21 protein-coding genes, 1 tRNA gene and 1 pseudogene are annotated in these 24,570 nt (G+C 65.4%); 14 read left to right on the top strand and 9 right to left on the bottom strand.

Annotated features, from left to right (window positions below; translation table 11 throughout):
- Positions 1-5: 5 nt before the first annotated feature.
- Entirely contained in the window at positions 6-1,508 is a 1,503-nt protein-coding gene (gene glpK, locus CGU34_RS09700; protein WP_036301577.1) for a glycerol kinase GlpK, read from the bottom strand.
- Positions 1,509-1,648: 140 nt separating this feature from the next.
- Here glpK and CGU34_RS09695 point away from each other — a divergent pair, with 140 nt between their 5' ends.
- The gene (locus CGU34_RS09695) at positions 1,649-2,860 is read left to right on the top strand and encodes an MFS transporter (RefSeq protein ID WP_051514134.1); all 1,212 of its coding nucleotides are present in this window, start codon (positions 1,649-1,651) and stop codon (positions 2,858-2,860) included.
- A 99-nt stretch (positions 2,861-2,959) separates the two neighbouring features.
- Here the strand turns inward: CGU34_RS09695 and CGU34_RS09690 are convergent, their stop codons facing one another.
- Complete coding sequence (locus CGU34_RS09690) at positions 2,960-3,913, bottom strand: L-lactate dehydrogenase (RefSeq protein WP_100813986.1); 954 nt, start codon at positions 3,911-3,913, stop codon at positions 2,960-2,962.
- Positions 3,914-3,987: 74 nt separating this feature from the next.
- Positions 3,988-5,376, bottom strand: a complete 1,389-nt coding sequence (locus CGU34_RS09685; protein WP_100813985.1) for an MFS transporter — start codon at positions 5,374-5,376, stop codon at positions 3,988-3,990.
- A 201-nt stretch (positions 5,377-5,577) separates the two neighbouring features.
- Between CGU34_RS09685 and CGU34_RS17615 the strand changes: the two genes are divergently transcribed.
- The 3 genes from CGU34_RS17615 (at position 5,578) to CGU34_RS09670 (ending at position 6,780) form a co-directional block, all read left to right on the top strand.
- The gene (locus CGU34_RS17615) at positions 5,578-6,096 is read left to right on the top strand and encodes a DUF2231 domain-containing protein (RefSeq protein WP_100813984.1); all 519 of its coding nucleotides are present in this window, start codon (positions 5,578-5,580) and stop codon (positions 6,094-6,096) included.
- A gap of 30 nt (positions 6,097-6,126) precedes the next feature.
- Positions 6,127-6,630, top strand: coding sequence for a DUF2231 domain-containing protein (locus tag CGU34_RS09675; protein WP_100813983.1), 504 nt, complete (start codon positions 6,127-6,129; stop codon positions 6,628-6,630).
- A 59-nt stretch (positions 6,631-6,689) separates the two neighbouring features.
- Positions 6,690-6,780: transfer RNA gene (locus tag CGU34_RS09670), tRNA-Ser, on the top strand.
- A gap of 164 nt (positions 6,781-6,944) precedes the next feature.
- On the opposite strand, the gene CGU34_RS09665 is transcribed toward CGU34_RS09670, so the two are convergent.
- Complete coding sequence (locus tag CGU34_RS09665; RefSeq protein ID WP_100812244.1) at positions 6,945-8,132, bottom strand: site-specific integrase; 1,188 nt, start codon at positions 8,130-8,132, stop codon at positions 6,945-6,947.
- Positions 8,125-8,715: a hypothetical protein gene (locus CGU34_RS09660; protein ID WP_232711328.1), complete on the bottom strand. Its 591-nt coding sequence runs from the start codon at positions 8,713-8,715 to the stop codon at positions 8,125-8,127. The genes CGU34_RS09665 and CGU34_RS09660 overlap by 8 nt, the downstream gene beginning before the upstream one ends.
- Before the next feature lie 114 nt (positions 8,716-8,829).
- On the opposite strand from CGU34_RS09660, the gene CGU34_RS09655 reads away from it, so the two are divergent.
- From CGU34_RS09655 to CGU34_RS09630, 6 genes are read left to right on the top strand one after another with little or no spacing between them, the layout of a single operon-like run.
- Positions 8,830-9,060, top strand: coding sequence for a DNA-binding protein (locus CGU34_RS09655; protein ID WP_100813982.1), 231 nt, complete (start codon positions 8,830-8,832; stop codon positions 9,058-9,060).
- Positions 9,050-9,727 carry a ParA family protein gene (locus CGU34_RS09650; RefSeq protein WP_100813981.1) on the top strand — a complete coding sequence of 226 codons (678 nt, stop codon included), beginning with the start codon at positions 9,050-9,052 and terminating at the stop codon, positions 9,725-9,727. Before CGU34_RS09655 ends, CGU34_RS09650 begins: the two co-directional genes overlap by 11 nt.
- Complete coding sequence (locus CGU34_RS09645; RefSeq protein ID WP_198517743.1) at positions 9,724-10,095, top strand: hypothetical protein; 372 nt, start codon at positions 9,724-9,726, stop codon at positions 10,093-10,095. The genes CGU34_RS09650 and CGU34_RS09645 overlap by 4 nt, the downstream gene beginning before the upstream one ends.
- Positions 10,095-10,421, top strand: coding sequence for a glutaredoxin family protein (locus tag CGU34_RS09640; protein WP_100813980.1), 327 nt, complete (start codon positions 10,095-10,097; stop codon positions 10,419-10,421). The genes CGU34_RS09645 and CGU34_RS09640 overlap by 1 nt, the downstream gene beginning before the upstream one ends.
- Positions 10,418-11,494: a hypothetical protein gene (locus CGU34_RS09635; RefSeq protein WP_157811272.1), complete on the top strand. Its 1,077-nt coding sequence runs from the start codon at positions 10,418-10,420 to the stop codon at positions 11,492-11,494. Before CGU34_RS09640 ends, CGU34_RS09635 begins: the two co-directional genes overlap by 4 nt.
- Positions 11,495-11,524: 30 nt before the next feature.
- Positions 11,525-11,779: a hypothetical protein gene (locus CGU34_RS09630; protein ID WP_100812239.1), complete on the top strand. Its 255-nt coding sequence runs from the start codon at positions 11,525-11,527 to the stop codon at positions 11,777-11,779.
- Between the two features lie 502 nt (positions 11,780-12,281).
- On the opposite strand, the gene CGU34_RS09625 is transcribed toward CGU34_RS09630, so the two are convergent.
- Complete coding sequence (locus CGU34_RS09625; RefSeq protein ID WP_100812238.1) at positions 12,282-13,268, bottom strand: zeta toxin family protein; 987 nt, start codon at positions 13,266-13,268, stop codon at positions 12,282-12,284.
- A 3-nt stretch (positions 13,269-13,271) separates the two neighbouring features.
- Entirely contained in the window at positions 13,272-13,526 is a 255-nt protein-coding gene (locus tag CGU34_RS09620) for a hypothetical protein (protein WP_100812237.1), read from the bottom strand.
- Between the two features lie 336 nt (positions 13,527-13,862).
- Here CGU34_RS09620 and CGU34_RS09615 point away from each other — a divergent pair, with 336 nt between their 5' ends.
- A complete protein-coding gene (locus CGU34_RS09615; protein WP_157811271.1) occupies positions 13,863-19,976 on the top strand; it encodes an ATP-binding protein in 6,114 nt (2,037 codons plus the stop codon).
- 174 nt (positions 19,977-20,150) lie between these two features.
- On the opposite strand, the gene CGU34_RS09610 is transcribed toward CGU34_RS09615, so the two are convergent.
- Positions 20,151-20,897 carry a hypothetical protein gene (locus tag CGU34_RS09610; RefSeq protein ID WP_100813979.1) on the bottom strand — a complete coding sequence of 249 codons (747 nt, stop codon included), beginning with the start codon at positions 20,895-20,897 and terminating at the stop codon, positions 20,151-20,153.
- Positions 20,898-21,119: 222 nt separating this feature from the next.
- On the opposite strand from CGU34_RS09610, the gene CGU34_RS09605 reads away from it, so the two are divergent.
- Complete coding sequence (locus tag CGU34_RS09605) at positions 21,120-21,899, top strand: alpha/beta fold hydrolase (protein WP_100812412.1); 780 nt, start codon at positions 21,120-21,122, stop codon at positions 21,897-21,899.
- A gap of 270 nt (positions 21,900-22,169) precedes the next feature.
- Here CGU34_RS09605 and CGU34_RS09600 read toward each other — a convergent pair whose 3' ends face one another.
- Positions 22,170-22,778, bottom strand: a complete 609-nt coding sequence (locus CGU34_RS09600; RefSeq protein ID WP_198517742.1) for a recombinase family protein — start codon at positions 22,776-22,778, stop codon at positions 22,170-22,172.
- Positions 22,779-23,091: 313 nt separating this feature from the next.
- Between CGU34_RS09600 and CGU34_RS09595 the strand changes: the two genes are divergently transcribed.
- Both CGU34_RS09595 and CGU34_RS09590 read left to right on the top strand, forming a co-directional pair.
- Positions 23,092-23,478, top strand: coding sequence for a hypothetical protein (locus tag CGU34_RS09595; protein ID WP_100813978.1), 387 nt, complete (start codon positions 23,092-23,094; stop codon positions 23,476-23,478).
- Between the two features lie 34 nt (positions 23,479-23,512).
- Positions 23,513-24,570 (top strand): annotated as a pseudogene (locus tag CGU34_RS09590) (IS3 family transposase); the annotation flags it as partial.

Genomic DNA, 24,570 nt, shown 5'->3' with positions numbered 1-24,570 from the left:
GGGCGTCAGTCGAGCGGCCAGTCCAGCGTTCGGGCCAGGGCATCCTGCCACCGCGCGAGCATGTGTGTGCGCTCGGCCTCGCTCGACGTCGGCTCCCACCGGCGGTCCTCGCTCCACAGGTCCGAGAGCTCGGGCAGCCCCGCCCAATAGCCGACCGCGAGCCCGGCGGCGAAGGCCGCACCGAGCGCGGTCGTCTCGACGTTCACCGGTCGGATGACCGGAATACCCAAGGCATCCGCCTGCATCTGCATGAGCGTGCCGTTGGCGACCATGCCGCCATCGACGCGAAGCTCGGTGATGGCAGAGCCCAGGTCGGCGTTCGCCGCGTCCACGACCTCGCGGCTCTGCAGTGCGACCGACTCCAGCGCCGCCCGGGCGATGTGCCGACGATCGGCGAAACGGGTGAGGCCCAGGATCGCGCCGCGCGCGTCGGGCCGCCAATGCGGGGCGAACAAGCCCGAGAACGCGGGGACGATGATGACGCCGCCCGAATCCTCGACCTCGTTCGCGAGGGTTTCGACCTCGGTGGCCGACCCGATGATGCCCAGGTTGTCGCGCAGCCACTGCACGAGCGATCCGGTGACCGCGATGGATCCCTCGAGTGCGTACGCGGTTGCGCCGTCGCCGAGCCGGTAGGCCACGGTGGTCAGCAACCCGTGCTCCGAGATGATCGGGCGGTCACCCGTGTTGACCACCAAAAAGTTGCCGGTGCCGTAGGTGTTCTTGCTGTCGCCGGGTGCGAACGCCGCCTGACCGAAGGTCGCCGCCTGCTGATCGCCCATGATGCCCGCGATCGGCACCTCGCGCAGCAGGCTCGACGGCTCGGCGTGCCCGTAGACCTCGGAGGACGAACGGATGTCGGGCAACAACGACTCGGGGATGCCGAAGGCTTCGAGGAGCGACGCATCCCAGTCGAGAGTTTCGAGATTCATCAGCAGGGTCCGGCTGGCGTTCGTGACATCCGTCGCGTGCACGCCGCCGTCCAGTCCGCCGGTCAGGTTCCAGAGCAGCCAGGTGTCGGGTGTGCCGAAGGCGAGGTGTCCTTCGTCGGCGAGCCGCCGCGCCTCGGGCAGGTTCTCGAGCGCCCACGCGATCTTCGTGGCCGAGAAGTACGACGCCAGGGGCAGGCCTGTGAGCCCGCGGAACCTGTCGATGCCTCCGTCCGCGGCGAGCCGGTCGACGATGGTCTGACTGCGCGTGTCCTGCCAGACGATCGCGTTGTGGACCGGTTCGCCCGTCCGGCGGTCCCACAGGATGACCGTCTCGCGCTGGTTCGTGATGCCGATCGCCGCGATGTCGTGCCGCGTGACGTCGGCGCGGGCGAGCGCGACCCCGATGACCTCTTGCGTGTTGTGCCAGATCTCGCTCGCATCGTGCTCGACCCATCCCGCGCGCGGGAAGATCTGTCGGTGCTCGAGCTGGCCGGATGAGACCGAGCGTCCCCGGTGGTCGAAGACGATCGCCCGTGTGCTCGTCGTGCCCTGATCGAGGGCGAGGATGTAGGTCATCGACGATCACTCCTTCGTTTGCGCGACTGCATCGTCTTCGCAGCGTCCGGCCCGCTGTGGGCCCCGGTCCAGAGTACGGAATCCCAGTCCACGGGACTCGATCGACAGGGTTCGCGGGGAATCTGGATAGCGTGGGCCCAGTGTCGGTCCCTCCGCTGAATCCCTCGCCCCCCGTCTTCACTCCGGGGCGTCTCGTCGCGCTCACCGTCGCAGTCATGTTCACGGCGGCGCTGCTACGGGCTCCGATCCTCGCGGTTGCCCCGGTCGCGGGAGTGATCGGCACCGACCTGGGGGTATCCGCCGCGGTCGTGGGTCTTTTGACGAGCATCCCCGTGCTCGCTTTCGCGATCTGCTCGCCGATCGCGGTATGGGTGATCCGGCGCGGCGGCATCGATTTCGCCCTCTCGCTGTGTTTGGCGGGGGCGATCCTCGGATGCCTCATTCGTTCCGCGGGTGGGCTCTCGGCGGCCCTCATCGGCACGGCCGTCATCGGGCTGTTCCTCACGATCGGCAACGTCGTCGTGCCGATCATCATCGCCCGTGAGTTTCCGCGCGAGCGAGCGCACTTCATGACCGGGGTCTACACGTCGGCGATCAACGTCGGCACGATGACGGTGACGTTCGCCACGGCGCCGCTCGCCGAGCAGATCGGGTGGCAGGGTGCCATCGTCGTGTGGGCAGGTTTCGGAGTGGTTGCGCTCGCCGTGTGGATCGGCCTGCACGGGGTTCGCGGGGCGCTGCTGCCGCGCGCGAGCGTGACGCCCGTGCCGAGCGGCGAGGCTGCGCCGCACGTGATGCGATCCGCGTCGACGTGGTTTCTCGCCGCGGCATTCGCCGGCCAGGCATTCAGCTTCTACGGGGTGACGGCCTGGCTGCCGTCGCTGCTCGAGGACGAGGGATTCGCCGCGGCCGCCGCGGGTGGCATCGCGGCGATCTTCCAGGTCGCGGGCGTGGCCGGGGCCCTCCTGATCCCGATCCTGACGACGCGCGTCTCGATCCTTGCGGGCGTGATTTTTGTGGCCGTCGGATGGCTTGCGATTCCCGTCGGGTTCGCGGTGGATCCGAGCCTCTGGTGGCTCTGGTGTGCGGTCGGCGGTATCGCTCAGGGCGGCGGATTGACCGTGGTGTTCATCACGATCGGCGCGCTCGGGGGCGGAGAGCGTACGGTTGCCGGCCGATCCGGGATCGTTCAGGGCGTCGGTTATGGGTTGGCGGCGGCCGGTCCGATCGCCCTCGGCGGGATCCACGAGGCTAGCGGCACGTGGTTGCCGGTGCTGATCGTCGTCGGGGGAGCGGTCGTGTTGTTCGGGGTGGCGGGTTCCCTCGCTGCCGCGCCGCTGCGGCGTCGCTGACGGCGGACCCTGCGTCGCGCGAAACCGAGGACTTCGGTGCGAAATGAGGACAATCCGGCCCCAGACATCCTCTTGCGGCGCTGAACTCCTCTGTTCGGGTCAGCCTCGGAGCGAGTCCGCCACCGTCCGCAGGGCATCGGCAGAGTCGCGCAGCAGGTCGAGCTCATGCGGCGAGAAGACGGTCTCGCGGATCGGCACCGCGCCGCGAGCGCTGACGATCGATGGGACCGACAGGGCCACCCCGTCGATCCCGTGGAAGTCGCGCAGCACGGTGCTGACCGGCATCACGGCGTTCTCGTCGTTCAGGATCGCCTCGACGATGCGTGCGCTCGAGAGCCCGATCGCGTAGTTCGTCGCCCCCTTGCCGAGGATGACCTTGTACGCGGCATCCCGCACATCGATGGCGATCGCGTCGAGCTCGTCCTGAGACATCCGGGGGTGTCCGGGCGACACCCAGTCGAGGATCGGAACCGAGCCGATCGTGGCCTTCGACCACATCGGGAACTCGGTGTCACCGTGCTCGCCGACGATGTACGCGTGCACGCTCGAGGTCGAAACCCCTGCGCGTTCGGCGAGCTTCCAGCGCAGACGAGACGTGTCGAGCACGGTTCCCGAGGCGAAGATCCGCTCGGGCGGGAGGGCCGTCGCCTCTTGCGCGAGGACGGTCAGAACGTCGCAGGGATTGGTGACGACGACGTAGACGGCGTCGGGCGCGACCGAGAGCAGCTCGGGCATCATCGTGCGCAGGATCCCGGCGTTGACCTCGGCGAGTTCGATGCGCGACTGACCCGGCTTCTGCTTTGCGCCCGCCGTGATGACGACGACGTGGGATCCCTCGACGACGGAGAGGTCGCTGCCGCCGATGATGTCGCTCGCGCCGGTGAACTGGGTGCCGTGCGCCAGGTCGAGCACCTCGGCCTCGACCTTCGCGGTGGCGATGTCGTAGAGCGCCACGTGGCGCGCTGACCCGCGGATGAGTGCGGCGTAGGCGGTGCTTGCCCCCACGCTTCCCGCGCCGACGACGGTGAGTTTGGAGTTCTCGATAGCGCTCATGTCGTCAGTCTCGCAGGGGGCTGACGATAAAGGCAGGGGTAGGGCCCGGAACTAAGGGGCCGATGCGTTTCGACTCACTGCGCTTGATCAACGACCGGGGTGGTGACGCGCGGCGGATTGCGGATGCCGGCGAACGAGACGAGCCCCCCGACTGCCATGAGTGCGGCCGTGACGATCGCCGCGCGGTGGAAGCCGTCGAGGTCGAGCGATCCGCCGACGATCGTCGCCAGCAACGCGATCACGATCAGGCCGGCTACGCGCGACACGGCGTTGTTGACGGCCGAGGCGATGCCCGAGCGATCGGTGTCGATCGCGCCCAGAATGGCTGATGTCAGCGGAGCCACCGTCAGTGAGATCCCGAGACCGAAGACCAGGATGCCGGGCAGCACCTGCGTCCAATACGAGAAGTCGTCGCGGACGGTGAGAAGAAGGAGCGCGCCCGCGGCCATCACCAGCGGTCCGACCGTCATGAACAGGCGCGGGCCGAATCGACCCGAGAGGGCGCCCACGCGGGAGCTCAGCAGGATCAACAGCACCGTGCCCGGCAGGCTCGCGAGGCCCGCGAGGGTGGCGCTCAGGCCGGCGCCCTGCTGCAGGTAGACGCCGACGACGAAGCCGTTCAGGCTCAGCGCGCCGTAGACGAAAGCGGTCGCGACGTTGCCGGTCCAGAAGTTGCGGACTCGGAAGAGGTCGAGCGGCAGGATCGGCGACCGCACGGTCCGCTGGCGCAGCAGGAACGCGATGAACATGGCGAGACCGCCGATGCCCGGGATCAGGATGGCGGGGGATCCCCACCCGAGGTTCGGTTGCTCGATGAGGGCGAACACGAACCCGCCGAGCCCGAGAGTGCAGAGCGCCGCGCCGAGCCAGTCGATCGAGGCATCCGGTCGCCGAACGTCGCGGTGGGTGAGGCGCGTCAGAAGCCAGAGCGTGATCGCGATCGGAAGGACGTTGATCAAGAAGACGAGGCGCCACGAGAGCAGGTCGACGAAGATGCCACCGAGGACGGGTCCCGTAAGCATTGCGCAGGTCGTCAGCGCGGTCCAGATGCCGATCGCCCGCCCCTGCGCGGCGTCGCGGAAGGTCGAGGTGATCAGGGCCAGAGAGCTCGGGACGAGGAACGCCCCGGCGGCGCCCTGCAACGCGCGAGCCACGATCAACACGATCGGGTCGGGCGCCACCGCGATGGCGACCGAGGCGATGCCGAAGCCGATCAGACCGATCCGCAGCACGACGATCCGTCCGAATGCGTCGCTCACCGACCCCGCCAGCAGAATGAGCGCGCCGAGGGTGATGAGGTAGGCATCCACCACCCATTGTTGGGTGGTCAACCCGCCGCCGAGCTCTTCGTCTATCGCGGGCAGTGCGACAGTGACGACCGTGCCGTCGAGGAACGCGACGAACGAGGCGAGCACGGCAACCGCCAGAACGAGGCGCTGTTGGCGGGTCATCGGGGAGGCCATGGGGACAACCTAGCCCTCGACTGGGCTGTGGTGGGCGAGTTCGCGAGCGGATGTGTGCGCGCAGGCGATCGCCCACGATGCGGCAGAACGGCGGCCGTGTCAACCCCCGATCAGAACCCGTGGTGTCGACCGTAATCTCGTCACCTCACCGGCTTCGCTCCGCGTTGCTCGTTCGCCGCATGACTCGTCTCGGAGGCCCCGATGCACAGCCCACCGCGCCCCGCTGCCAAGTACCCACTCACACGGATCGCCGGCCCGTACGGTCACCCATTTCATCCGATCGCCGTGATCATCCCGATCGGTGCATGGGTGTCGAGCGTCGTGTTCGACTTCATCGCGATCACGCAGTCCTCGCCCGCTCCATTCGTGATGGGGGCGAGGATCTTGATCGTCATCGGGCTGATCGGCGCCGTCGTTGCTGCCGTCCTGGGGTTTCTGGACTGGCTGACTATTCCGCGCGGCACGCCCGCCCGGGCTACGGGCACGACGCATATGATCCTCAACCTGATCGCCATGGGGATCTTCCTCGCGAGCCTGTTGCTGCGCGGCGGCATTTTCAGCGACAGCGAAGGTGTCTCGACGTTCGCCGTCATCCTCAGCGTCAGCGGCCTCGCGATCCTCAGCCTCTCGGGTTGGCTCGGCGGAAAACTCGCGCATACCTTCGGTGTTCGCGTCGCGGACGAGCAAACCCAGCGCGAAGGTCTCGAGCCGCTGCCGTGAACCGAACCGTCACCCACCCAGGAGGTACGCATGCCCGATGAAGACATCTCGTCCGCAAAGCGCCCGGCGACCGTTCTGGCCGGACCTTACGGGCATCCGTTCCATCCGATCGCCGTGACGATCCCGATCGGTGCGTGGATCGCCAGCCTCGTGTTCGACATCATCGGACTCGTCTCTGCGAACCCCGAGCCATTCGCGATCGGGTCGCGGGTGCTGATCGTGATCGGTCTGCTGGGGAGCATCGCCGCGATCTTCTTCGGTGTGCTGGACTACCTGCGCATTCCCGACCGTACCCAGGCCTCGAGCACGGCGACCTTCCATATGGGTCTGAACATCACCGTCTGCGGCGCATACGCCGTGCAGCTCTTCTTCCGCAGCACCACGGACGAGATCCCGGTCGGGGCGTTCGTCGTCAGCATCCTGAGCCTGTTGGTCTTGAGCATTTCGGGATGGCTCGGCGGCAAGCTCTCCTATCGCTACGGGGTGCGCGTGGCCAGCGAGGCGAAGCAGGCGGAGGCGTTCCGCGTGGAGTGAGCCGGGCGCTGGACTTGTGCGATTGGCGGGGGGACGTGCGGGCACGTAAGCTATTCCGCGGTGACGTGTCCGAGCGGCCGAAGGTGCAACTCTCGAAAAGTTGTGTAGGGTAACCCCCTACCGTGGGTTCAAATCCCACCGTCACCGCCATCGTCGAAGCCCCGCGAACCCTTGGAAACACTGGGATCGCGGGGCTTCTGTCTTTCACGAATTCGGCTTGTGGGAAAGATTTGGGAAAGAACGTGCTTCCCAGCGGCCTATTCGGAGCGTTCCGGGCGCCCGGAACGACGCGCGAGAACAGCTCGAGGTGTCGTTTAGCGGGCAGGGTTGTAGCTGCCTGGAGCGATTCCGGGCGGGATGTACGGGCCTGTTGCGTGCGGGTCGCTCGGCGAGGTTCTCGGCGACTCATGAAGAGTGACAGTGCGTGCGTCGCGTGCGCGGCTGAGTGCGTGTGCGACGAGGTCGAGGTCGTCGTCGAAGAGGTCGGCGTAGGTGTCGAGGGTCATCGCGGCGGAGGCGTGTCCGAGCATGCGCTGGACGGCTTTCACGTTCGCTCCGGCGCTGATAGCAAGGCTGGCTGCGGTGTGGCGCAGGTCGTGCGGTGTGACATGAGGGAAGGTGGGGTCGATCGCACCAGCGCGGCGGACCGCCCCAGCGAACCATCCGTCCTGCGAGTTCGGCAACAGCATGTGGGATGCGCCATCGCCGAGCAGGAGATCGCTTTGAGACTTGCCGATCATCTTGGCGTGAAGCATTGGCTCGATGAACTCGGGGTAGGGCACTGATCGGGTGACGTGTGATTTGGGAGTACCTGTATGGATCGTGCCATTGACCATCACGGCATTCTCTTGCACCTGCACGCGGCCACGGCTGATGTCGACATCTCTTACCCGCAGACCCGTCGCTTCTCCCCACCGCAGGCCGGTATAGGCGAGGAAGTAGATGACCTCCGGGTACAACGACTGGCGGGCGAGAAGGTCCACCTGCGTGTGAGTCAGGTAAACCCGCCGCTTCGCGCGCTTCTTCGGTAACCGGATGCCGCGCGCGGGGTTCTCGGGAATGCGCCGATCGCGCACGGCGATGTCGAGGATCGAGGAGAGGATGCCGTACGCCCTGATGACGGTGGTCGCGCCCCGCTTGCCGGCGAGCGTGGTGACCCACGACCGCACATCGCTGTAGCGCACGGCACCGATCTGCACCCGGCCCCAGCGCGGTTGCACGTGGACCCGCCACACGGACTGGAGTGGGTGGTAGGAGGAAGGCTTCAGTACCGCGGCCTGGTCCTGCAGCCAGGTTGTGCCGAGCTCGTCGATCGTGATCTTGCCGTCGACCGGATCGATAAATTGGCTGCTTGAGATCGATACGGTGACAGTTGCGAGGAACTCTTCGGCGTCGAACTTGGTACGGAAGCCGCGCTTGTTGCCTTGGCGGCCATCGGGCTTCTTGAAGCGGACGAGATACCGCTTGCCTTCTTTCGTCTTGTAAGGGTGGACGCTACCCATCCGCCTGTCGGCCGGGCGTGTAGCTCATTCCTTCGAGGCGTCCTGCGGCGCGGGCTTTGTAGATCCAGTCCGCGGCGGTGCGGTGGGGGACGCCGAGTTCGACTTGGACGGCTTTGACGGGGGGTAGTCCGGCGAGGGCTGCGGTGCCGTAGAGGATTTCGATGACGTCCAGGCGTTCGGCTTTCATGCCGCGCTTGACGACTGCTTCGGCCATCCATTCTGGGATGACTCGTCCGTCGCTTGCGGTGAGATCCGCGACGGTGATCCACGCCCCATCATCCGAATCGGACAGTTGCAGGGCGATGCAGTGCGGGATCGCGGCTTGCAGGATTGCCTGCGTTACCACGCGGCGTAGTGCGGTTTCGTCGAAGTCGTCTCCGACGGCCCGGTTGACGACGGTGGTCATCACGTATCGGCCGGCGTCGGGGACGTATTTCGCTTCGATCGCGGTTTCGATTCCGGTGTCCTGGTTCACGGCTGTGGCGATGAATTGGGGGGCTATGCGCAGCGCGGACCCGACGGGCAGTGTCGCTGCCAGGGCGGTCATGGTGTCGCCGTTGGGTGTCTTCACGTCGACCTTCACCTCCTTAGTTTGCCTTACCGCGCTACGGATTCACGAGAACCCCTTGACTAAGTGAATATCTAAGTACAACACTCTTGTCAATCCCACTGTTGGAAATGCAGGAGAGGTTGAGAGATGGCAATGACAGCGGACCGGCCCACGATCGGGCTTCCCGAGGTGTACCTCACGCCCGCGCAGGTCGCAGAGCAGCTCCCCGGTGTGACGGAGAACGCGCTCGCGATCTGGCGGCACCGACGGCAGGGTCCACCGTTCTGCCGTCTCGGCCGCACTGTCGTCTACCCGCTGGAGCCGCTGACGTCGTGGGTGGCCAGCCACACATTCCCCGGAGGCTCTCGTGGACGCTAACCAGTCCCTGCGCATCGTTGCGGTCGTGAACCAGAAGGGCGGGGTGGGGAAGTCGACTATCGCCATTCAACTCGCGGCGACCCTGTCCCGGCGGTGTCGGGTGTTGGTGGTGGATGTGGACCCGCAGCAGTCCAGCGTCTGGTGGGCAGGCAATGCCCGCGCCGGGCTGCCGTTCGATTTCGCGGGCAGGCAGCATCCGAACGTCCTCGTTCGGCTGCGTGAGCTGCACGCGACGTACGGCGTCGTCTTGGTCGACACCCCCAGGATGCTGGAGGACACCAAGCCGGTGGAGACGGTCCTGGATGCGGCAGACTTCGCCATCGTCCCGCTCACGCCGGAGCCGCTCGCGGTCGAACCGACCATTCGGACGATCACGACGCTGATCGAACCGCGGCATGTTCGGCACGCCGTGGTGTTGAACCGGATCGATCCGCGCATCCCCACCCAACTGTCCACATGGCAGGCTCTCCTGGACTCCACGTGGGGCATCCCCCGTTTCGACACCCACCTGCGGCAATACAAAACCCACGCCGACGCACCCGTACTCGGACAGGTCGTGACAACGCTTCGCGACAACCGGTCCACCGCGGGCGTCATCGCGGACGTCACCCGACTCGGCCACGAACTGTCCGGGATGCTCGAGCCCGCACCCGTGGGGAGCTGGTGAGTGCCATGCCGCGCATCGACCTCGCCGCGACCCTCACCGACACCCGAACCTGGGCACACGCGGAGGACACGGATCCGTCGGTGCCGATGTTCGCGCGGCTGACCCGCAAGGAAGCACGCGTGCGGGAAGACCAGTACGCCGCGCTCTCCGCCCTCGCGCGAACGCTGATGCGCCGCCGGACAGTGCGGGCAGAACGGATCACGGAGAACACCCTCATCCGTGTCGCGATCGATTTGCTCCTCACCCACCAGCACCTCCTGACCGGGTCCACTGAGGAAGCTCTCCGACGCTCCGTTACCACCGGACTCACGGACTCCAGCACATCCGCACACCGCGCGGGCGGGGGAGCGATAGGGGAGGTGTCGTGATGGTCACCGTCGCCGTCTACACGACGGGGCCGGCGTGCGTGCAGTGCCGGCTCACTCGCCGACGCCTCGACGAAGCGGGTATCCGCTACACGGAGATCGATCTCACCCTCGACGCCAACGCCGCGGCCCGTGACTACGTCACCGACGAACTCGGCTACAGCCAAGCACCCGTGGTCATTGTCGACGGTGAGCCCGAACATCACTGGTCCGGCTTCCGCCCCGACCGCATCGACCACCTCGCATCCCTCAACCAGCTGACGCGGAATGCACCATATGGTCCCGGCGTTGCGCTGGCCTCCGTCACCGCAGGGATGGGCATGTCATGACCGACGACGAACGACCGCGCGTACCCCGGCGGGTCCGGAGCAAGGAATCGCCTGAGTTGCAGGAGTGGAAGGACCAGCGTGAACGCGACGGCCTGCCCATCCACGGCCCCGAGTATCAGCGCGAGAAGGGCAAGTGGTATCGGGAACTCACCCGGGACAGGCGGCGGGAGTTGCAGGCGGCGTATAAGGAGCGGAACCGGGAACACGTCCGCACCTACAACCGCGAATACATGCGCGCCCAGGCGCAGCGGAGACGCGCGGAGGAGGAGAAGCATGCGAGGCGTGCGGAGCAGTCCCGGCAGTACTACGCGGCGAATAAGGACAAGTGGGTCGGATACTCCCGCGCATACGTCGCTCGACAACGGGCGGAGGACCCGGACGGGTTTCGCGAGCGGCGCCGCGCGAATAACGCGGCGGACTATCAGCGGCACCGCGAGGAACGACTTGCCGCGAAACGCGACGCACACCGTGACAACCCCGACGCCCGCCGAGCTGCCGCACGGGACTACTACGAACGGCACAAAGATGAGGTGAAAGCGAAAAGCCGCGATCGCTACCAGGCGAACAAGGAACGAGCGAAAACGGCGGCGGCGGCGTGGCGTCGGCGGGAGAAGAACCGCCAACAGGGCGGGCTGCCCACTGAGCGACTGCACGGGACCAGCAGTGCGGAACGCGCGGAGAACCGCGCCTCCGCGACCGCGTTCTTCACCACCCCGCGCACTCCGGAACAGATCGCGCGACTAAAGGAAGAATGTGCGGTCAGCACGGCGATGATCGCGGCCTGGGAACGGGACTGCCAACGGGCTCGCGCTGACGTCTACCTGGCCGGTCAACCGACGATCGGACACAAATTCGTGGACCCGACGGATAAGGAGGTGTTTCGACGGATCGCTCGTGAACGCGAGCAGGCCCGCAGGGACGCCGCACAGGCTGCGGAGGATGCCCGGCTGGATGAGATCGCTCGCAACGTCAACGACACTCTCCGCCACACACCGCGCCTCCCCAATCGCCGACCCGACGCGCTAGGCCCCCACGCCGGACCCGCAACACCGGGGAGAGGCCTCGGGCTGTGACACTGAAGACAACCAGGAAGGCATACCACCATGCTTGACCGCGCAGACGCAGAAGCCGTCATCTACCGCACCGCCGTGGCGGCATTCTCCTGGTACCCCACCAAACACCAGGAAGAACCCGGCTACAGCATCCAAGAAGACATCGACTGGTGCGTCGAGCCCCTCGGCGACCAGTTCCTCCCACACCGCCGTGGCCTGAGCGACCGGATCCGCCAACTTATCACCGACCCCACCGCCGATCGCCGCAGCTTCGTTCGAGATCTCATGGCCCTCACGACCGACTGACCGGCACGAGGAGATTCTCGCGTTCGAACGCGGCGGCCGCACGTCGAACACAACCGCCACGAACAATTCACCCACCTCCGCGAAGGAGGCGAGTGGTTCACTGCCAGCCCCGAACTCCTCGCACACACCACCGAGGTCGCCGCCAGCCGGGACCCGTGGAACACCTATCTCCGCTGGATCAGCGACGCCCCTCCACGCACTCACGTGATCGCGAACGCCGACTGGGCTTCCTGGGCGGCGAGATTGTAGCGGGCCGGGCGGTGCTCCGTTCCGGGCTTTCGCGGCATATGCTCCCTCACTGCCGCTCGGTCCGCTATTCCACGACCCGGCACTACGCACCACCCGACCCGCTAACCGCAGCCGACTATCCCAGGACACCCGCAGACCGAAGCAACCATCCGCAAACTATCGGACTCCCGAAGTTCGCAACTCCGGACCTCCCAGAGTCACTGACGGCCGAAGCGCTGGAGTTCCGAAGTCACCGGCACCTGCAGCTCCCGGCTCATCGAGACACGCCCCCGCGGTCAGGGCTGGCAGGACCGACGACCGGACCCGTCGCGTCGACTGTCTCCGTCGGCGCCAACGTCCGGCGCAGCTCGACCAGTCGGGTAGCGATGCTCCGCTCCTGGACGGAGAGCACATCGGAGCCCTCGAAGGACGGCAGCTGCGGGTTCACCTCCCGCAATGCAAGATCGTGCAACTCGACTAGAGCCTCGAGCACCTCTCGGTCCGGTCGGCGCAGCGACTGCACGAACTCAGTCACCCGGCGAAGCTCACCCAACCACTCCACCATGTCCATCGTCGAGGGCGGCGCGGACTGCGCCTCGACGAGCGCTTCAACACCGCTGCCGCCCTGGTCAGGTACCCTCGTCTCGCTGTCGAAGACAGCGCGACCGCGACGGTCGAGCACCACGAGCCCACTCTTGGAGGCGTCGGTCTCGACTGCAGCGACGAGCGCCCGTGTCGAATCGAAGCCTGCCTGGTGGTCACGCGCGTCAGTGAACTGCGACGAACGGCCAGCCCGGATACGTGAGACGTGCGTCGACGCCAACGTCAGCAGACTCTCGCGCGCTGGCACGCCGACCATGATCACGCGCGTCCGAAACCCCTGCTCCGCGAACAACCGCAGAGTCCCTGTGACGGCCTCCGGGTTCTCAAACGACCCCTCCAGTAGCACCGACCGTCGATGATCCCGCGCATACGCGATGCAGGCGCCCACCCACTGGGCCGCCGCGTCCGACAACTCAACCTCACCGTCGACAGTGCCGACGAGCTCGGTGTACCGCGGATGGAAGGCACGCAACTCATCGCCGCTCACTACGGCGAGACGATGCTGCGCTGCGGACTGGATGCGCAGAATCGCCTGCGCGCGACCTGACCCGTGCTGCCCCGACAGGATCACGAGCTCAGGCGCGATGTCCTCGAGGTCGGCGAAAACGAGCGGGCGGATGTCGCGGTCGAAGATCCGGTCGATCTCATCGGAGAGCATCAGTCACGTGCCCCGCCGTGCTTCATCGAGCTCTGACTGCAACTCGGCAATCGCGCCAGCAATCGCCTCCGCTTCGTAGCCGTCAATGGCCTGGACGAGCGAGCGCAACTCACGAACTCGTGCGGCAGCTTCTTCCGCGGGCATGCGGCCGGTCCGAGATTGCGCAAGGAGTGTCGCGATCGACTGATGGGCGACTTCGTTGAGCGCTTCGAAAGCGGGGGCATCCCGGAAACGCCACGGCGAGAAATCAACGCGCATCTGCCCTCCTTCCGGAAGGTTATCGGTTGGGCGACGGGGTTCGAAGTCAGTCACCTGCCGATGTTGCACATCCGTCGCGCTGCGTGTGGCGCTTTCGCGCGTGGCCTCGGGCCTCGCCGCACTCCAGTCCTGCGGTACTCCTCGGTCTCCATACTCCGCGTGGCGGAGGTGCTGGGAGAAGCCGGGAGCGCCGGGGGTGAGAAGAACTGAGGTGCACGCGGGGGATCCTCAACGGGCAGTGCCGAGTGGCGTGATGCCCCGCTGGAGTCGCATCATTAAGCTCGCGGCCAGGAGCCACCCCTCTGCAGTCCCTTCGACCAGGAAATGCGCAGGCCGATGAACGACAGTCCCCCGTCCGCAGGAGAGCGCGCGGCGATCGCAGGTTACTCTGCGCAGTACGGGATAGCTGCAGAGATCGTGCGGCGCCATCTTCGCGACCTTCAATGGATTCGACTTGCAGACCCGACGGCAGGTGTGGCGGACGACTTCCAGTTCGGAACCAGCAACGCTCGCCACGCCATCCAGGTGAAGTGGGCTCTGTACCCTGACTCGTTCTCTTGGTCAGATCTCTTTGGAACTCCCAACTCCGAAACCTCCCTGTTCGGGGACCTTGCAACTGCCTGGCGACGGCTTAGGGATGAGAGGGATGGTGTCCTTCGAATCCATCTGTGCTCCAACAGATACGCATCGAGCGCAACACCGCAGGCAGGCAGTCCTCTCCAGCAGGTCACGGCGACGGGGCCGCATCACCTCGCGGCTTTTCTTGCGCGGTCGTTCCAACCGGTCCAACACTTGATCGCTTGTGGTCTTGACGATTGGTCGACCATCGAGGACCACGACCTAGTTAGAGAGTGGAGATCGGCGTGGGACCGAGTCCAAGCCGCGAGTGGGCTCTCCGACGTGGACTTTGTGGCCTATCTCGCTGCGATCGAGGTCAGGCTGGGAATTTCCGCACCCCACGAGCTTCTTGCTGATAGCGAGCAGTCGTCTGATCAACACCACATTGCACAGACGATCCAACGTCTGGTAAGCGACGCCAGGCACATCGTGCACCTAACGCGGGACGAACTACTCACGGAGCTTGGATGGTGGAACCGGCTCGCCTACCGTCATCCACACCGATTCCCGGTGCCCGAGGTTTACACCCCGAATGCTGCAGCCGTAGCGTCTCTCAGCGAAGCGCTCAAGGATCATGAGTCTGGCTATCTCGCGTTGGTGGGCGCGGCCGGAACTGGCAAGTCAACGCTTCTCGAGAGCTTCCGGGCGGACGCGGCCGTCGTCCGCTACTACGCGTTCGTGCCTGATTCCACCGGACCCATAAGCGCTCGAGGTGAGGCCCAGGCCTTTCTTCATGATCTGAACTTGGCCCTCCAAGACACCGGTCTCTACTCGCGACACTTCGGGGCCGACTTGACGGGCCAAAGATCGGTTCTTGCTTCCCTCTTGGAAGACGCTCATCGTCGTTACGAGAGAGAGGGCCGCCCAACGATCGTCATTGTTGACGGGCTTGATCACATCTCTCGCGAGCAATCTCCGACTCGATCTCTAATTGACGAGTTGCCAGCGCCCGAACTTCTCCAGTCTGGTGTCTACTTTGCACTCGGCTCGCAGTCCGTCGCGATGCTCCCTTCCAACATTCGAGACACCCTCGCGGAATCCCGACATATTGAGCTTCCAGCGCTCGCGCGCGCCGAGGTGGATTCGATCATCGACAAGAGCGGCGTGGGGGCGTGGATCACGGAGTCAGTGCGAGAAGCCCTGCACAACGAGAGTGAGGGGCATCCCCTCGCTCTCACCTATCTCCTGCAAGATCTGGCCGATGTCGAATCATCTGTGGGTAATGCAAGCGACCGCAATCTCGAAGCAACAAGCCGTTTGCGGGAATTGACGGCCTTTAGGGGCGATGTCCTTCGCCGCTACAACGGTTACCTAGAGTCGGTCGGTGGAGACGCAGCACTGATGGAACTGCTCGCCGTTGTATCGAGGGTTCGCGCGCCCGTTCGAATTGACTGGCTGGCGAGCTGGACGAGTGCTGAGCTCGCCGAGAAGTTCACTAGCAGGACGTACCCCTTCTTCGCGCGAGCAGGAGACGAGTGGCATTTCATCCACAACAGCTTTCGACTCTTTCTCATCGAGAGGACATCTGCGGTCGCTGGAGTCTTCAGCGGCGAGCGGGACCGTAGCCAGTACGCCCGGACGGCTGATATATGCGCGACAAGCTCCTCCGTCGTCTACCGAGACGAGGAGCTGAGTCATCGATACCTTGCCGGTCAGCTTCACCGTGTCGTGGAGCTCGCCACACCAGCGGCTTTGAGATCGAGACTGGTTCAACTTCGCCCGACGCGGGTCGTTCGCTCGCACGCCAACATTGCGTTGCGGGCTGCGTCAGAGCTTGGTGATCTGGCCGCGATGGTGCCGTTGTTCCTGTTCGCTGCCGAACTTGTACAGCGCGACTACATTCTTAACCCATCGACGCTAGCTGAAGCGGCGGTGGAGGTCCTGCCCCCGGGGGAGGTACGTGAGCACTTACTTCAAAGCGGCCGACTTGTAGTTGAGGACGCCGCGGCCTTCCGGGCAGCCGCGCATCTCGCGAGCGCGGGCTCCTACCTGCTTGCCGATGAGCTGCTCCGCGCTGCCGACGATCCCAGGTCTTCCCTCGGGAGACGCAGTCGTAGCGAGGGAAGCCGGACGGATACGATCACGGCGTGGACGCGGGCTCACTATCTTCTCGGGGGATTTGACCGGGTGCTCGCCGCTCTGGACGCTGTCGAAGGTCCCCGGCACGTCGACCTAGACGATCAGGATCACGAGGACGCGATCGATTCGACTCGTGTCATACGTCAGCGCGCGCTTGCCTGTTGCAGTGAGCTGGCGGCGGAAGTACGAGACAACGAGGCTCTTGAGCGCATCTCGGCCGAAGTCTCTGCCATCGGCGATCCGAACTGGATCGCCCGCATGCACGTCGTTCGTGCTCGAACTGCCGCGGAGGATGGGCTCCTGGGGGAGGTGGCCCAACATGCTCAATCCGTCGTTTCACTCGACCGGCGCTCCGTGCAACCCCCGCCGGACCCTAACCTTGGTGAAGATTCGCACGCAGCGAGGGGGTCTCACCTCATCGTTGAAGCGCTGCGTCACGCCATGCTCGAGACTTTGCTGAGATCAGGACTCGGCGACCTGAGCGAGGCGTCGATCCTCGCGGAGCGACCACTTATGCGCCGCTGGCCGGACACCTCGCTTTCTGGTCAGGGTCTCGCACCTTTTCTGCCCTACCTCGCGACAACTCGGCTGGAGCTGGTCCTCCCACATCACGATGCAGTTGCGGCGACCCCTACGCACTCCGACTTGGATCCTCGCCATGCCGGGCGTCGCCGCTTCGAGGAGGCGCTACGCGTCCTGGCACAGATTGAGACGCTCGCTTGGCCTTCTCCAACCGTGGAACCTGGGACGACTCCACCAATTTCGTCCCTTGCGGATCCGATCGTGCGCTTGCTCGAGGTACCTAGTCGCCAGACTCACGACTGGTCCAGCTGGTATTCATTCCGGGACGCAGCGCCGGAGTTATGGGAGCGACTCCTTGCTTCCGCTCTCGCGTCACCCTACGACACCGTGGAGAGCGTGATCCGGCTCTTCCAGGACGCTTGGTCATCGAGTACCCGCAGGGTCTACTGGCACCCGTCCCTTCGAACGGGAATCGTCAAATGGGTCGCAGAGCACGTTCCCGGATTGACCGATTTGACGCAGGAAATCTTGACGAGCATCGATACGGAAATCGATGGCGCTGCCTGGGATGTCCATGACCGAGTCGACACCTGGCTAACGCAATCCCGTAGCTGGGCTGCTGCAGGATTCGAGAACCGGGCGAGGGTGGCACTTCAATCAGCAGTCGAGCAAGGGTGGGGGCCAAGCCAAAACGACGAAAACGAGCAGCTCGCGCACTATGCGGAGTGGCTCGAACTGGCCTTCGAAAGCGGCGCGATCGGGGTTAATCCATTCGTGGAGGACATCTTGGATTTCGCCAGCCGAGTGGAGCGCGCATCGGCAGACGCTTCAAGCCAGGCGAAAGCGGCCGCGGAAGCAATCACCATCGCCGCCTTCCGCGCGAGCCCCGCTCTCGCATGCCAGTTGGCTACGTTCTTCTGCGATCTGGGAGTGTTCGAGGAGAGTGCCGCCATCGGGTCGATCGTGCGCGGACTCGTCGCGTCTACGGACGGAGCTGAGGTCGGTTTGTCGATCTACTGCCACATGCTCGCCCCCACATCGCAATACATCGCTCCCGCTGTGCGGGCCGACGTCACCCGGGCGGCATCACAGTCGGCTTCGAAAGCAACCTTGGCCTGGGCCGAATCGCTTCGGATCGGTTCGGAGAACGGCGCCGGAACCAGCGAGACCGATGCTGAACAGCCACCCGGACCTGATGAGCCCCAGGCGGTTCCCCCGCCTATTCCTGGGAGCCCTTCCGCGCTGCTCCGACAGATGCGCGAAGCAGATGCAGCGGACGTCAGCGGTGCGACCCTGGCAGCCTGGGAAGCGGCGCTCGCCGAATCGACTCACCTTCCGTCGCGCCCGGTAGCCGAAGCGCTTGTTGATGAGGGCCGCAGGATGGGTCTCACAGGCCCATTCATGGGCTCGGTGATCGCAATCTGCGCGGCCGCTGGCGGCGGTAAGAAGGCTACGGATGCGCTTAGCGAAGCGCTCACACGCTTGCCCATAACTGGGTGGTGGCGCCGCTACGACGGCGGGACCCGGCTCGCCCTGGTAAAGGCGGCGCTGGGCGGAAATGATCCGGAGCTTCAGCGCATCAGTCTGAACGACTTTGCCGGAGCGATCACCTCGGGCGCCTTGTCGGCAGATATCCCGATCCATGACCTCCTCCATATTCTCGGCGTCCTCGTAGGTGACCGGGCGGTGGGCGATGCCTGGGTATCGGCACGACCGAGTCTCGACATCTTCGCACCAAGCGCTACCAGACCTGCATCACTCACGGCCCCCACCGATGCAATCAGCCCCGCTGAAGCGGGGGCGAAGTGGGTGTCTGGGTTCGTTGGACACCCCACCCGAGCCATAGACTTCGGCGCGCGCAACGTGCTTGAGGCGCTGATCAACGCACGCAGCGCGTCAGCAGAACTCGCTACAGTCGACTTGCTCGCCAGCGGTGGATGGCTAGCCGAAGGCGCGCTTGCCATCCTGCTTCGCGCAGCCGCTCACGGACACCGTCTCAGCGACGCCGCGCTTGGAGAAATCGCGGTTGCCGCGCGAAACGACGACCTCATCGTCCGTGCGCTCGCGCAAGAAGTCCTAGTCACGAGTGGGGTGGATCCCCCGACTCTGCCGGTCCGCGAGCTGCCGCCGGCAATCCGGCTGTCGTTTCCGCCGCTCTCCGGGTACAAGAGCTACCTCGTCGATGCTGAAGGGGTGCCCGTGGTCGACATGACCAACCCCCTCGAAGTCGTTGCCCCGTATGAGGACCTACTTCTGAAGATCGCGGATGTATCGGGGCTCGACGAGTCTGCGGTGCTTCACTACGCCAGCGAGATCGCGCGCACCCAAACCGACCTATGGCTCGCAGGCGGGCACAGGGCGCAGGCAGAACGGCTAAAGCGCCGCGGCCAGAAGCTGATCTATCGGCCTTGGGCGCTGATGGTTGGGCGAAGAGCCGTGGGGCACGTCGCCGCCCTGCTGCACGACAGCGGCAACCTTCGCTCAGCGGGCAATCTCGCAGTCGAAATGGGCCTTCTCGACAGCATTGACTCGCCTACTCCGCGGCCGTTGAATGCATCGACGCCTCTTCCTTGGCGCGACGAGTCTGTGCGCGGATATGACACCCGCACTTGGACTGAAGAGGCGACCGCTGCCGCTGAGGCGTATGCGAGCGCCCATCGTGATGCTGAGACCTTCGTCCTTGCCGAGGTGGGTGAATGGAAGTCACTCGTGTGGAACACTCCCAGCGAGCGTCGAACCCTCGTGCCGGTGGTTGGACTCCGGTCCAAAGGCCTGCGCCTGATACGGACTGCGTCGGTGACGAGCCTGGACCTCGAGTCCCGCGCCTATGAAGAGTTCGATTCGGGCGACAAGACTCTCGTGGTCCGTTCCGAGGAGTTTCTGTCCGACCCGGAGCGCCCTCAGTGGATCGCAATCAACCCGTCCTTCGCTCGCCGGCTCGGGTGGAGACCGTCGATGGACGTGCCGTTTGAGTGGCTGGGGGAGGACGGGACATGGAGGGCGAGAACTGTCTTTCGCGTGCGTGGGGATCTCGGCTTCGCCCCGCCCGAGGACGACTACGCGGGAAGTGTCTGGCAGGTCGAACTGAGCGAGGCTGGCGAGCGCGACTTGCGATCAGTCGAACCGACGTTCAGCAGACTGTTGCGGGTGAAGCGGCGCGTCAAGCGTGACGACGGCGAAGATTCAGCAACGGCGCAGGTGGAGCTCCCGGAAACCGGTCCAATCAGATGACGGCTGCCGTTACGTCAGTCCACGGGCACTGCGTTTCTGGACATGTCCGACCAGATCGCGCGCTGCATCTCACTGACCGCGGGCATCGGGCCCTCGCCGCAGCCCGTGAAAAGGGCGACGCATCAGAAGTTCGGCGACCGCGAGTTCAGCGGAACGGACGCCTCCTCTTGACCGTCACATGTGCGGGGGTGCGTCCGGCGAGAACGGGTCGTAATCCATCTGATGGATTGGCTCGAACCCGGTCCGCTCCCAATGGATCCCAGCGGTGTCACGGAACCTGAGCACGGGAACCCAGCGGAGGGCGACCAGTTCCGGATCGGTCTCCTGAAGGTTGGTGCCCGGGAGCAGGGGGACGACCACGAACACCTTCTGCTCCTTGGCGGGAAGGATGACTTCCGTCGGGACACCTACGGGCGTCTTCTCGCCCCTGTGAACGTCGGTCGCGAACAGCTGGACGGGTCCCACTATCTCGTCGCTGCTATTGTGCACGACGAACTCGAGCTGCAGCGCGTTCGCGGTGTACTGCCAGGCGCCCGCGGGCGGCTTCCCGCGGTACTCCGGTGCTGTGCTCGGCTCCCGAAGGTCCGAGCTGTAGATGATGTTGGTCTCCGACGGCGCCGGTTGCTTCGCGTACTGGTACCTCGGCACACCTGTGGTTGTGTACACCTTCCGCGCCTGGGCTTCGATGCGGACCTTCGCGTCCGACAGGAACGCATCGACAGCAATCTCGGCGGAGTCCTTCGCGCTCTGGGCGGCATCCCTCGTGCTCTTTGCGGAGCTGGCCGCGTAGAAACCCGCAACGACGGCAGCGGCGAGCGCCAGGGCAGCGATGAACGCGGTCACCCACTCCGCCCACGAGCCAGCGGTGACGTCTTTAGTCGCGTGACACCAGAGCGCGTAGATGAAACAGAAGCAATCCACCTGGTCAGCATGGCAGAGCCGCCCGCGCACGAAAGTACACAGAGGGCTCTGCGGCCTTGACAGATGACCCCTCAGCAGCGCTCACCCGCCGCAACTCGTTCCGGCCGTACGCGAAACAGGGTCGCCTTGCGCGCGGCGCAGCACGTCCGCGAGCACATACGCGCTCAATGCGGACTTTGCAACGGTCTCGGCGCTCAGTCCCCAATGCCTTACCGTGACTTCATGCTCCACTCGACCCGGCAAGGCTCCGGCAAGCCACTGCTGTTGGTCCATGGGCTCGGTTCCAGCATCGGCAACTGGGACCCGGTAGTCCCGGCCCTGGCCGCTGAACGCGAGGTGATTGCCGTCGACCTCCCCGGTTGCGGCGAATCTCCGCCGCTGGCCGGGGAAACGACGATCGCTACGCTGACCGGTGCCGTCGAAGCCTTCATCCGCGACGCGGAACTGGGCGACATCGATGTGGTCGGCAGCTCCATGGGCGCCCGTATCGCCATGGAGATGGCACGTCGAGGGCACGCCGGCACGACTGTCGCGCTGGACCCCGGTGGATTCTGGAACGACCGCCAGGCAGCGATTTTCGGCGCGAGTGTCAAGGCGTCGGTCGCGCTGGTGCGCCGCATCCAACCAGCGCTCCCCTTCCTCACCGGCAATCCTGTTGGCCGCACTGCCCTGCTGTTGCAGTTCTCTGCCCATCCCTGGAAGCTGCCGCAGGATCTGGTCCTGCACGAGCTCCGCGGCTTCAAGACCTCGACCAGCCTGGACCCGGCCCTCAAGGCGCTGGTTCACGGGCCTCGCCAAAAGGGAGCGCCGGCCGGTTCCCTCAAGGGCAAAATGGTCATCGGTTGGGGGCGGAAGGACAGGGTTACCGTTCCCAGCGAGGCAACGCGGGCAACGGAGCTGTTCCCAGATGCCACGCTGCACTGGTTCGAAAACTGCGGACACTTCCCGCACTGGGACCGGCCAACGGAAGCGACACGCCTGATCCTCAAAAGCACCGCTTGAACTGCCACTCCGCGTCGGGGCGAAGCCTGTTTGCGGCGGTCGTCACATTGCGTCTGCAGGATGATCGCCCTCCGCGGCTGTTCGAACCTATCGGCTGAAACAGGATCGGAGTCAGCGGCCCAACGCCCGGTGGGGCGAGCTGAGGGTTCAGTCGGCGCGATCGAGCGTCCTCGTGCGGCCTAACGAGCGAGTTGCGCGGCGGGATCTTCTAGCTGGCCGCGGCTGAGTCGGATTGGACATCCGACTCAGATGACCGCGGCCGAGGGGGCGTTAGAAGATGTGCGCTTCGCAGCCCGTGAGGAACTTCTCCCGGCGATGCTGAAGCTCGCGATAGACGGTGGCGCGCGAGACGCTGAACAGTTCCGCGATCTCGGTCTGGGTGTACTCGCCTCGGTCGTGCACCTCGAACAGCAACGCTCTCTGCGTCTTCGACAGCTTCGGCTGCTTGCCCTTCAGTCTTCCTTTGGCACGGGCGACCGCCATCCCTTCCCGCGTGCGCATGCTGATGAGATCTCGCTCGAACTCCGCAACCATGGCGAGCACGTTGAACAACAGTCGCCCGACGGGATCGGTCGGGTCGTAACGGCTCCCGCCGAGACTGAGCGCGACGCCCTTGCCCGTGAGTTCATCCGCAATCTCGCGAGCGTCCCGCAGCGACCGGGCGAGGCGGTCAAGCTTCGTCACGACGAGCGTGTCGCCGCTTCGCACCGCAGCGAGCGCCTCCCGCAAGCCCGGCCGGGCGCGATTCGCGCCGGTCATGCCGTGGTCGACGTAGATGTGCTCATCGTGAACGCCCAAACGCAGTAGTGCGTCGCGTTGAGCGGTGAGGTCTTGATCCGTAGTCGAGACCCTGGCGTATCCAATCTGTATTCCATCCATTGCCCAAGCGTCGCCCTCCGTGGTCCACGCCACACGATTCGGATCCTTCGCCGGGCACCTCGACCCCGTTACGGCGGTCGTAGTTCGTGTAGGGAGCCGAGGCGTGCAGCTGAACAGGGCTCTTGCCTGCAAGGTCACCGGTGTGCGACTCATCCGTAGCGCCTGCCGTTGCGGTGACGATATGTCGAGTGTCAAGTGAGCGCCGCCTCGGTCGCGTGAACGGTCGTCTTCCCAGCGTCAAACGACAGGCTGCCCGCGACCGGGTCACCGACGGCTACCGCGCGACCGGCAAAGCGGACCCTAGGGTAATCGCATGACGACGGACGGCTTCCACCGCTTCGCAGGCCTGGTGGGCACATACATTCAGCGTCACGGCGACGAGGTCTCTGAGCAGGAAGCGCAGCAGAAGCTCGGCGGCCTTCTCGAGGTGTGGCGAAGGTCGATGCACGACCGTGACGGCGTGATGTCCCGCGAGGACGGTTCCGACCTTCGCGGGGATGAGCTCAGGTTGCCGAAGCTCCCGGCGACCGAGCGGAGCGTCGCAACGAAGAACGATCCGCTGCTACACGTGACCCCCGCGCAGCAGGCGGACCACGCCATCCTCACGTTCCACAACCTGATGCGCGGATTCGACAGCATGGTGGTCAACGACAACCGCGACGAGTTGCGCCTGCACCTATCTGAAGCGCCCCAGGTTTGATGCCGCATCCTTTTGAGTTGGAAGGATGTATGTCATGCCGAAGAAGATCGATCCTGCCCTGCGTGAGCGCGCTGTCCGGCTGGTGCGTGAGCATCGTTCGGAGTATCCCTCGTTGACGGCCGCGTCAGCGGCCGTTGCCCGCCAGGTCGGCGTGGGCCACGAGTCGGTGCGCCGGTGGGTGCTGCAAGCCGATATCGACGACGGCACCCGCGACGGGATCACCAGCGTCGAGCATGCCGAGATCAAGCGGCTCAAGGCCGAGAACAGTCGTCTGCGGGAGGATGTCGCGATCCTGAGAGCTGCGACGACTTTCTTCGCGGGGGAACTCGACCCCCGCAACCGTTGATGCTGGGCTTCATTGACACGATGAGAGCCGAAGGTCACGCGGTCGAGTCGATCATCCGGGTCCTGCAAGCGCAGGGCGTGAAGATCGCCGCGCGCACCTACCGAGCCCACCGGCAAGGCATCGTCGCAGTGCGGACGATCACGGACGCGCAGGTCCAGGACGCTGTCCGCGCCGCGGCATGGACCATTGTCGAACGCAACGGGACGATGCGTCGCGTGCTGACTCCCGAGGGCCTCTACGGGCGGCGGAAGATGACCGCGCTGATCCGCCGCACGTCGATCCCCGGCGCGTCGCGAGGCGCGGTCGACCGGGCCATGCGCTCGCTCGGGCTGTCGGGAATCCGTCGCGACAAGGGCACCCGCACTACGATCCCCGCCAAGGACGGGGTCCGTGCCGGCGACCTGCTGAACCGCGACTTCACCGCGCCCCGGCCGGATCACACCTGGGTGATGGACTTCACCTATTGCCGCACCTGGGCGGGCTGGGTCTACGTCGCCTTCATCGTCGATGTCTACTCGCAACGCATCGTGGCCTGGCACGCACAGACCACCAAGCACGTCGAGCTGGTGATGATCCCGCTGCGCATGGCCCTCTGGGAACGAGCGCGTGATGGGCACCCGGTCCAGCCCGAGCAGCTGCGGGCACATTCGGACGCCGGGTCTCAATACGTCTCGCTGGCCTACACCGAGAAGCTGGCGCTCGATGGCATCGCACCCTCGATCGGGTCCGTCGGCGACGCGTTCGAT

This window comes from Microbacterium lacus, from assembly GCF_002812805.1.
Lineage (GTDB): Bacteria > Actinomycetota > Actinomycetes > Actinomycetales > Microbacteriaceae > Microbacterium > Microbacterium lacus_A.
Note: the sequence above shows the minus strand (reverse complement) of the source record. Positions and strands in the feature narration are given on the sequence as shown.

Coding starts and splice junctions, on each gene's coding strand:
- CGU34_RS09635 (WP_157811272.1), top strand. CDS start 10,418: ATGACCGACGACGAACGACCGCGCGTACCCCGGCGGGTCCGGAGCAAG.
- CGU34_RS09605 (WP_100812412.1), top strand. CDS start 21,120: ATGCTCCACTCGACCCGGCAAGGCTCCGGCAAGCCACTGCTGTTGGTC.
- CGU34_RS09600 (WP_198517742.1), bottom strand. CDS start 22,778: ATGGATGGAATACAGATTGGATACGCCAGGGTCTCGACTACGGATCAA.
- CGU34_RS09685 (WP_100813985.1), bottom strand. CDS start 5,376: ATGGCCTCCCCGATGACCCGCCAACAGCGCCTCGTTCTGGCGGTTGCC.
- CGU34_RS09620 (WP_100812237.1), bottom strand. CDS start 13,526: ATGCGCGTTGATTTCTCGCCGTGGCGTTTCCGGGATGCCCCCGCTTTC.
- CGU34_RS09640 (WP_100813980.1), top strand. CDS start 10,095: ATGGTCACCGTCGCCGTCTACACGACGGGGCCGGCGTGCGTGCAGTGC.
- CGU34_RS09665 (WP_100812244.1), bottom strand. CDS start 8,132: ATGGGTAGCGTCCACCCTTACAAGACGAAAGAAGGCAAGCGGTATCTC.
- CGU34_RS09630 (WP_100812239.1), top strand. CDS start 11,525: ATGCTTGACCGCGCAGACGCAGAAGCCGTCATCTACCGCACCGCCGTG.
- CGU34_RS17615 (WP_100813984.1), top strand. CDS start 5,578: ATGCACAGCCCACCGCGCCCCGCTGCCAAGTACCCACTCACACGGATC.
- CGU34_RS09625 (WP_100812238.1), bottom strand. CDS start 13,268: ATGCTCTCCGATGAGATCGACCGGATCTTCGACCGCGACATCCGCCCG.
- CGU34_RS09595 (WP_100813978.1), top strand. CDS start 23,092: ATGACGACGGACGGCTTCCACCGCTTCGCAGGCCTGGTGGGCACATAC.
- CGU34_RS09690 (WP_100813986.1), bottom strand. CDS start 3,913: ATGAGCGCTATCGAGAACTCCAAACTCACCGTCGTCGGCGCGGGAAGC.
- glpK (WP_036301577.1), bottom strand. CDS start 1,508: ATGACCTACATCCTCGCCCTCGATCAGGGCACGACGAGCACACGGGCG.
- CGU34_RS09675 (WP_100813983.1), top strand. CDS start 6,127: ATGCCCGATGAAGACATCTCGTCCGCAAAGCGCCCGGCGACCGTTCTG.
- CGU34_RS09655 (WP_100813982.1), top strand. CDS start 8,830: ATGGCAATGACAGCGGACCGGCCCACGATCGGGCTTCCCGAGGTGTAC.
- CGU34_RS09615 (WP_157811271.1), top strand. CDS start 13,863: ATGAACGACAGTCCCCCGTCCGCAGGAGAGCGCGCGGCGATCGCAGGT.